General features: G+C 61.0%; 8 protein-coding genes. 4 read left to right on the top strand and 4 right to left on the bottom strand.

The window, feature by feature from the left end; genetic code table 11:
• The 4 genes from HV711_RS04630 to acnA all read left to right on the top strand — a co-directional run.
• Window positions 1-172 (top strand): citrate/2-methylcitrate synthase (locus HV711_RS04630; protein ID WP_302479444.1); only part of this gene is annotated, 172 nt, incomplete at its 5' end.
• Between the two features lie 103 nt (window positions 173-275).
• Window positions 276-782, top strand: coding sequence for a hypothetical protein (locus HV711_RS04625; RefSeq protein WP_013591364.1), 507 nt, complete (start codon window positions 276-278; stop codon window positions 780-782).
• 26 nt (window positions 783-808) lie between these two features.
• Window positions 809-2,260: a bifunctional 2-methylcitrate dehydratase/aconitate hydratase gene (locus HV711_RS04620; RefSeq protein WP_035484530.1), complete on the top strand. Its 1,452-nt coding sequence runs from the start codon at window positions 809-811 to the stop codon at window positions 2,258-2,260.
• A gap of 45 nt (window positions 2,261-2,305) precedes the next feature.
• Window positions 2,306-5,023, top strand: coding sequence for an aconitate hydratase AcnA (acnA, locus tag HV711_RS04615; RefSeq protein ID WP_035484534.1), 2,718 nt, complete (start codon window positions 2,306-2,308; stop codon window positions 5,021-5,023).
• 118 nt (window positions 5,024-5,141) lie between these two features.
• On the opposite strand, the gene HV711_RS04610 is transcribed toward acnA, so the two are convergent.
• The 4 genes from HV711_RS04610 to HV711_RS04595 form a co-directional block, all read right to left on the bottom strand.
• Complete coding sequence (locus tag HV711_RS04610; RefSeq protein ID WP_244142651.1) at window positions 5,142-6,140, bottom strand: hypothetical protein; 999 nt, start codon at window positions 6,138-6,140, stop codon at window positions 5,142-5,144.
• Between the two features lie 4 nt (window positions 6,141-6,144).
• Window positions 6,145-6,501 carry an Hpt domain-containing protein gene (locus HV711_RS04605; RefSeq protein WP_156946662.1) on the bottom strand — a complete coding sequence of 119 codons (357 nt, stop codon included), beginning with the start codon at window positions 6,499-6,501 and terminating at the stop codon, window positions 6,145-6,147.
• Window positions 6,502-6,701: 200 nt separating this feature from the next.
• The gene (locus HV711_RS04600; protein ID WP_028363020.1) at window positions 6,702-7,310 is read right to left on the bottom strand and encodes a response regulator transcription factor; all 609 of its coding nucleotides are present in this window, start codon (window positions 7,308-7,310) and stop codon (window positions 6,702-6,704) included.
• Between the two features lie 357 nt (window positions 7,311-7,667).
• A complete protein-coding gene (locus HV711_RS04595) occupies window positions 7,668-8,768 on the bottom strand; it encodes an OmpA family protein (protein ID WP_035484543.1) in 1,101 nt (366 codons plus the stop codon).
• Between the last annotated feature and the right edge of the window lie 34 nt (window positions 8,769-8,802).

The following is an 8,802-nucleotide window of genomic DNA, read 5'->3' as shown; positions in this document are numbered from 1 at the left end:
CATGATGGGCGTGCCAACGGCCATGTTTACGCCGCTCTTCGTGATCGCGCGCACGGCGGGGTGGAGCGCGCACATCATCGAGCAGCGTATCGACAACAAGATCATCCGCCCCAGTGCGAATTACACGGGCCCCGAGAATTTAAAGTACGTGCCGCTAAATAGGAGAAAATAGCGGTCGCTGTGCGCTTTCAAGGCGCGTGCAGTTCAACCCCGCGGCCGCCAGGACCGGTAGACCGCGTACCGTTCAACTGAAATTAGATAGAAAGGTTTTCTCCATGAAGAAGCTGATGATCGCCGCCGTGATTGGCGCCCTGTCCACGACGATGCTGACCGTCGCGACTGACGCCGCCGCGGAAACGGCGACCACCGCGAAGCCGGCTGCCAAGAAGGCGGTTGCAAAACGCCCGCAGCCGCGCCGCCTGATCAAGCGCAAAGAAAATCCCGCGAAGGAAGCGAAGGTCGATCCGATCCCGGAAGGCGCGGAAAAATGGTCGTGCAACGAAGGCCTGTCATTCGACCTGAAGGGCGACATGAAGCGTGACCAGATCGTCACGGTTCACTGGGCGAACAAGAACTACAATCTGCCCCGTCAATCCACGACCACGGGCGCGGACCGCTTCCACGACGCCGCAAGCGGCATGGATCTCGTCGTGATCCCGACGAAGGCCATGCTGTTCTCGGACAAGGACAGCTCGCGTCTCGCCGACGAGTGCAAGACGGCAGCCATGACGCAAGGCGCACCGGCTCCGACGCAATCGAACGCGATCAACAAGACGAACTAACTCGTCGTCATCAGGAAAAGCCCTCGATGTCCGCTCCGATTTCCAACGTGCGACCCGACCCGGACACAGTCCTCGTCGATATCGTCGACTACGTTCTGGAGTATCAGATCGACAGCGCGCTCGCGCTGGAAACCGCGCGTCATTGCCTGATCGATACGCTCGGCTGCGGCCTCGAGGCGCTCACCTACCCGGCCTGCACCAAGCTGTTGGGACCCATCGTGCCCGGCACGATCGTCCCCAACGGCGCGAAAGTGCCCGGCACGTCGTTCCAGCTGGACCCGGTTCAGGCCGCCTTCAACATTGGCGCAATGATCCGCTGGCTGGACTTCAACGACACGTGGCTCGCCGCCGAATGGGGCCATCCGTCGGACAATCTCGGCGGCATTCTCGCGACAGCCGACTGGCTCTCGCGCACGGCCATCGCAGCGGGCAAAGCGCCGCTCACGATGAAAGACGTCCTGATCGCGATGGTCAAGGCGCACGAAATTCAAGGCTGCATTGCGCTTGAGAACTCCTTCAACAAGGTTGGGCTCGACCACGTATTGCTGGTGAAGCTCGCCTCCACGGCGGTGGTTGGCCAACTGATCGGCCTCACGCGCGACGAGCTGATCAATGCGGTGTCGCAGGCGCTTGTTGACGGGCAGGCGCTGCGCACGTACCGCCATGCGCCGAATACCGGCTCGCGCAAATCGTGGGCCGCAGGCGACGCGACTTCGCGCGCCGTGCGTCTTGCGCTGATTTCGAAAACCGGGGAGATGGGCTATCCGTCAGTGCTGACGGCGAAGACCTGGGGCTTTTACGACGTCCTCTTCAAGGGCAACGCCTTCCGGTTCCAGCGTCCGTACGGTTCCTACGTGATGGAAAACGTGCTGTTCAAGATTTCGTTCCCGGCCGAGTTTCATGCGCAAACCGCCGTGGAAGCCGCGCTCACGTTGCAGGCGCAACTCGTCGCGCACGGCCGGCGTGTCGAGGACATCCGCAAGATCACGGTTCGCACGCACGAAGCCGCGATTCGCATCATCGACAAAAAAGGGCCGCTCGACAATCCGGCCGACCGCGATCACTGCATTCAGTACATGATCGCGGTGCCGCTGATTTTTGGCCGCCTGACGGCCGCCGATTACGAAGATTCCATCGCGCAGGACGCGCGTATCGACGCGTTGCGCGCCAAGATGGAATGCGTGGAAGACGCGCAGTTCACCAAGGATTACCACGACCCGGATAAGCGTTCGATCGCCAATGCACTGACGATAGAATTCAACGACGGGTCGCAGTTCGACGAAGTCGTAGTCGAATATCCGATCGGTCATAAGCGTCGTCGCGAAGACGGGATTCCGTTGCTGGTCGAGAAGTTCAAGACCAACCTCGCGCGCCGCTTTCCGGTCAAGCAACAACTGGCGATTCTCGACGTGTCGCTGGATCAGGCACGGCTCGAAGCCATGCCGGTCAATGAGTACGTCGATCTGTACGTCATCTAGTTGAGTTAAGTACTGTAGTTCCGCGATCAAACCAAGGAAAACACCATGGCCCACAACCTCCACAAAACGCTCAAGGAATTCGACAGCGGTTCCGGCAAAGGCAAGTTCTACTCCCTGCCGCAACTCGGCAAGGCACTGAACATCAAGATCGACCGCCTGCCGGTTTCGATCCGAATCGTGCTGGAATCGGTGCTGCGTAACTACGACGGCAAGAAAATCGCCGAAGAACACATCACGCAACTCGCGAACTGGAAGCCGACCGCCGCGCGCGTCGACGAAATCCCGTTTGTGGTGTCGCGCGTCGTGCTGCAGGATTTCACCGGCGTGCCGCTGCTCGCCGACATCGCGGCAATGCGTGGCGTCGCGCAGCGCGTGGGCAAAAATCCGAAGTCGATCGAGCCGCTGGTTCCGGTGGATCTGGTTGTCGACCACTCGGTGCAGATCGACCACTTCCGCGAAAAGAATGCGCTCGACCTGAACATGAAACTGGAATTCCAGCGCAACAACGAGCGCTACCAGTTCATGAAGTGGGGCATGCAGGCATTCGACACGTTCAAGGTCGTGCCGCCGGGCGTCGGCATCGTTCACCAGGTGAACCTGGAGTACCTCGCACGCGGCGTGCACAAGAAGGCTGACGGCGCGGACACGGTGTACTACCCGGATTCGCTGGTCGGCACGGACAGCCACACCACCATGATCAACGGCATCGGCGTGGTCGGCTGGGGCGTGGGCGGTATTGAAGCGGAAGCCGGCATGCTTGGCCAGCCGGTGTACTTCCTGACGCCCGACGTGGTCGGCGTGAACCTGAAGGGCAAACTGCGCGAAGGCGTGACGGCCACCGACCTCGTGCTGACCATCACCGAACTGCTGCGTAAGGAAAAGGTGGTCGGCAAGTTCGTCGAGTTCTTCGGCGAAGGCACGCGTTCGCTGTCGCTGCCGGACCGCGCAACCATCGGCAACATGGCGCCGGAATACGGGGCGACCATGGGCTTCTTCCCGGTCGACGAAAAGACGATCGACTACTTCAAAGGCACGGGCCGCACGGACGCTGAAATCGCGGCGTTCCAGAACTACTTCAAGGCTCAGAACCTGTTCGGCATTCCGAAGGAAGGCGACATCGACTACACGAAGGTCGTGACGCTCGATCTCGGCACGGTTGCGCCGTCGCTGGCGGGCCCGAAGCGTCCGCAAGACCGCATCGAAATCGGTCACGTGAAGTCGACGTTCGAAGACCTGTTCTCGAAGCCCGTCTCGGAAAACGGTTTTGCCAAGAAGGCCGCCGACCTCGACGCGCAATACACCACCAGCAACGGCGTCAACGTGAAGAACGGCGACGTGCTGATCGCCGCGATCACCTCGTGCACGAACACGTCCAATCCAAGCGTGCTGCTGGCTGCCGGCCTGCTCGCGAAGAAGGCTGTGGAAGCCGGCCTCACGGTCGCGCCGCATATCAAGACGTCGCTCGCTCCGGGATCGCGTATCGTCACCGAATACCTGACGAAAACCGGCCTCCTGCCGTATCTCGACAAACTCGGCTTCACGCTCGCCGCTTACGGTTGCACGACGTGTATCGGCAACGCGGGCGACCTGACGCCGGAACTGAACGAAGCGATCACGAAGAACGACATCGTCGCGGCAGCCGTGCTGTCGGGCAACCGTAACTTCGAAGCGCGTATTCATCCGAACATCCGCGCGAACTTCCTCGCCTCGCCGCCGCTCGTCGTGGCCTACGCGATTGCGGGCAACATCACGCGCGACCTGATGACCGAGCCGGTCGGCAAGGGCAAGAACGGCAAGGACGTCTACCTCGGCGACATCTGGCCGACCAGCGACGAAGTGAACAACCTGCTCAAGTTCGCGCTGGACGCGGAAGCGTTCCGCAAAAACTACTCGTCGCTGACCAAGAAGGGCGACCTGTGGAGCAAGATCGAGGGCGAAGAAGGCCAGGTCTACGACTGGCCGAAGTCGACGTACATTGCTGAGCCGCCGTTCTTCGGCAACGATTTTTCGATGACGCCGGCCGACAGCATTGCTGCCGTGACGAACGCGCGCGCGCTGGGCATTTTCGGCGACTCGGTCACGACCGACCACATCAGCCCGGCTGGCTCGATCAAGGAAGACTCGCCGGCAGGCAAGTGGCTGAAGGAAAACGGCGTGCAGAAGGCCGACTTCAACAGCTACGGTTCGCGCCGCGGTAACCATGACGTGATGATGCGCGGCACGTTTGCCAACGTCCGGATCAAGAACCTGATGATCCCGCCGAAGGCGGACGGTTCGCGCGTGGAAGGCGGCCTCACGATTCACCAGCCGAGCGGCGAACAGCTGTCCATCTACGACGCAGCAATGAAGTACATCGACGCCGGCACGCCGACCATCGTGTTCGCCGGTGAAGAATACGGCACGGGCTCGTCGCGCGACTGGGCCGCCAAGGGCACGCAACTGCTGGGCGTGAAGGCCGTGGTCGCACGCAGCTTCGAGCGGATTCACCGTTCGAACCTGGTCGGCATGGGCGTTCTGCCGCTGCAGTTCAAGGGCTCTGACAGCGTGCAATCGCTCGGTATTACCGGCGAAGAAACGTACGACATCGAAGGCCTCGGCGCAGACTTCAAGCCGCAGCAGGAAGTGACGCTGGTGATTCGCGGCAAGGACGGCAGCGAGAAACGCGTGCCGGTGCTGCTGCGTATCGACACGCCGATTGAAGTCGACTACTACAAGCACGGCGGTATCCTGCCGTTCGTGCTGCGTTCGTTGCTGGCTGCTTAAGCCTCGGCTTCAGCTTTGCGGTAACGCAAACAGCTTGGCTGTTTTGCAGGGGCTGCGTCCTGTGGAGGGCGCAGCCGACTTTCAAAGCCCGACCTTGGTCGGGCTTTTTTTTCGCCACTCAGTGGGACCCGAGCGATGCGGGGCCGGACTGGAAGGCGGCGGGATTGTCGGTAATTCGACGCTGAGTCATATGAGCGTTCCAGTCGATGTTGTCCGAGGTCGGCGCCGACCCGGACGGCGTTGGGCGCGTTGTAGTCGTGATGCTGGCGTGCCGCTGCTGCGCGGCCCAATCGGACAGCGCGGCGCGCTCGGCTGAGTCGTCTAAGCTGAATCGAGACGCGGTTTCCTGATGCGGGCCATGTGCCGCAAGAGGCGTTTGCGGATGAACCAGATGGTTCAGTGCGGCTTGACCCCTTTCGATTGGTACGTGGTTGAACCTCTCTACTGCAAGCGGGCGATGAATGCTCGTCAGCCGGTTCCCGCCGGCGAGTTGGCGCGGCGGGCCCGCGTTTGCGTTCGCCTCCCGCTTCACTTGCTGTGACGAGCTCACCGTGCCGACGCGATGTTCAATTTTCTGCCAGCGGTTCGTTGCAGGCGATGCGGCCGGCTCTCCCTCCCGCGACGCTTGCGTCACATTGACGACCGATTTGGCCGGCTCAGCCGTAACAGGGTCCGCACGTACTACCGCGGGAGACGGTCTTGCCGCCACTGTATCGTTGCCGGTGATTTCGTGCGTGGAACAGGTTGCCAGCAACCAGGCGAGCGCGATGCTGCAGCCCACGAAGATGGCGGCACCGAGTATTCGATCAGACCGCGACGAATGGGGGCGCGGGTCATCCGCTTCGAGGTAACGCCGGGCTTCGGCCAGTTGCTCGTCGAAACGACCGTCAGAACTGGGCCGCTGCGGCAGCTTGTAGAAGAACAGAAATCTGGTATTTGGCGGAATGCGAACGCGAGGGCGCGCAGTGGGCGCATATCCCGGCGCGCCGGGCATCGCTGAGTGCGGCTCGCGCGCCTGTGTGTGCGACGCCGAGCGTCGCCATGAGCCGAAAGGCGGCGGCAAGCCGGACAGCGAACGCGAACTTGGAAGCGCGAGCGCCCCCTCGATCAAGGCCAAGGGCCTAGTCATGGCAGGCCGCTCCATGTTCGTCACCCACGGCCTGCAGTTGTCCGATCAACGTTTGAATTCGCTCCGCAAGCAGATCAATCGATGCGCCGTCCTGCCCGGATGCTGCTGCTTGCCCCTGCCGCAATGCCTCCATCAAACTGTGCGCGCCAACGAGGCCGAGGGCCCCGCTCAGTCGGTGCAATAACCGAGGAACGGGCGCGAAGTCACCTTCGCGTTGCAATTCGCGGAGACGGTTGAGGTCATCGCACATCGCTTGACACCAGCCGTCAAGGAATGCGCTCAGGTTTAGCCCTTCTTCAACGAGAGCGTGTAGGTAACGACGATCGAACGGCTCCGAAGATCGGTTCACGGCTTTTTGTCCAGATGTTGGCCGCCTTTGTATGAATCAGACGGCTTTGGTTTTTCGCGAGCCGCTTGCATGCGCTGCCTGACAGCGTGCATGACGAGCTGCCCAAGCGGCACGCCATGCGCCTCACGAGCGCCGCGTGCACGCTGCGGGCGGTCGCAGTGTTCACCGTCGTACAATGCCGTCTCGCTCATAGCCTCGGACTAGTCGATCAGCCTGTGTAACGCAGCGAACTCAATTAATGCTGCGAGCGACGACACCCCGAGCTTTTCCTGAATACGGCTCTTGTAGGTACTCACGGTCTTGTCGCTCAGATACAGGCGACTGGCGATATCGCGATTACTCGCGCCGCGCGCGAGATGTTGCAATACTTCCACCTCACGCGCCGACAGTGAACTGAAGGCGTTTTCGGGCACAGATCCGGTCGCATCCGCGGGAAAACAGTCGTAGCCGAAGAGGATGGTCTTGAGCGCCGTAATGAGCTCGCTCATGTTGCGCCCTTTGCCCACATAGCCGTTCGCACCGGCGGTGCGTGTATATCCGGCCATGACGTCTTCGGGCTTCGCGGAAAGTACAAGAATGCAGATCTTTAAGTTTTCCTCGCGAATACGGCGGATCATGGACAAGCCATCGAGCCGCGGCAAGTCAAGGTCGATGATGACCAGATCCGGCTTTTCCCTCAAAACCATTTGCAGACCCTCTTCGCCGTCGCCGCATTCACCTACCAGGTCCAGTTCAGGGTCGGCGCGCAATACGTTGGCTATCGTCCCTCTCATGATTGGGTGATCGTCAATGATTGCGATTCTCTTCATTTACAGCTCCATTTGTTTTCTTATTAATCAAGGGGCGCAAAACGAAACAGAAACAGCCCAACGGGGATTGCCGTTTATGTTAACAACGTTGGGGCGGTAGCTCTGCCGCAAGACGAATAGATTCGTCCGCAATTGCGTGGGGACATTTCGCATTCTCTTGACGGATAGCTTGAAGCGAATTTGCACCGGGATTTGCGCTGTGTTGGCGACTTATCCCGATTACGCGCGACCTACTGGAATGCCCGCCCTCGAGCCCGCGATTGCCGATGGCGGTGTCGGGGCGCAGCGAAGAATTGATGACGTGAACTGTTGAAGGGGCGCCCGTCTGCTAGCGCTCCCCCAACAGTCACGCGGCCGTCACTGCGTTTGCTCGCTCTGCCACTGCTCCGGCTTCTGCTGAGCAGGTCGATGCGCGTCGCCGCGCGCAAATTCCAGCTCGACCCGACGGTTCGGTGCGAGACAATCGATCAGAGCCTGGCGGTTCCGGTCGTTACATTGCACCACTGGATTGTCCTTGCCCCGGCCGCGCGCTGCTATCGGTGTACTGACGCCGCCGTTTTGCAGATAGCGCTTGACCGTCTCTGCGCGCCTCGTCGACAGTTGCCGGTTGTAGCTCTCGCTACCCAGACGGTCCGTGTAGCCTTCAATTCGAATGCCGGTCACGTCGTCCACCTGCTTCAGGTCGCGAACAAGTTGGTCCAGCTTGGCCTTGCCGGCGGGAAGCATGCCGCCCAGGTCCGAGCGGTCGAACTTGAAAGTGGCGTCGGCTTGAAGCGTCATTTTCGGGGGGATCTCCGGAACCGCCTTTACGGCCACGGGCGGCGTGCACGCTCCGAGCGCTGTGCCTATGCCTGGCAAACCTTTCTCCACCGCGTCCACGAGACGTTGGCTTTCGTTGAAGTTTCGCGTCCATGCCTCGTGGCCCGCGTGAATCATTTCGACTTCGGAGCACGCCGTCAAACGCTGTGCTTCCTGGCATTGCGGGAAGAGAGGAGACGTCTTGGCTTCCAGAATCTGCTTCCACAGGTCGGGACGAATCACTGAAGCTGTACGCAGTTCCGGATTGTCGACGGACAGGCCCTGTCCAGTTTCGAGTGCCGTGGTCAGGCGGTTGGCCTGAACCAGCGCTTCCTCCACAAAGCCCCAGTTATCGCGGCTGTAACGCTCGGCGCTGGCGGCGTTCAGCCAACACTGCGCCTTTTCGCCGAAGTAGTTGTTCTTGCGCTCGCCGAGGGCTTGCAGGCGGCCCTGGATGGTATCGAGCAATGCACCGCGTTTGATGCCGCCATAGGTGTCGATCCACTGCGGCGTCACGGCGCCCGCGGCCTGGCTTTGAGTGGCGCTGAAGCCGTTCTGCAGGACCGTGGGGTCCTGAATCTGCAGCCGGTCGCGCGTCGCAGGCGACGAACAGCCGGCGAGCATCGCGGCAAGCGCGATGGCAATCAAGGAATACTTCATGTGTGTTTTCTCATGGAAAGAGGGGTCGCACGGA

The sequence above is a fragment of the Paraburkholderia phenoliruptrix genome, from assembly GCF_902859825.1.
Lineage (GTDB): Bacteria > Pseudomonadota > Gammaproteobacteria > Burkholderiales > Burkholderiaceae > Paraburkholderia > Paraburkholderia phenoliruptrix.
The sequence above is the reverse complement of the archived record's forward strand: the minus strand, read 5'-3'. Positions and strand labels throughout refer to the sequence as shown.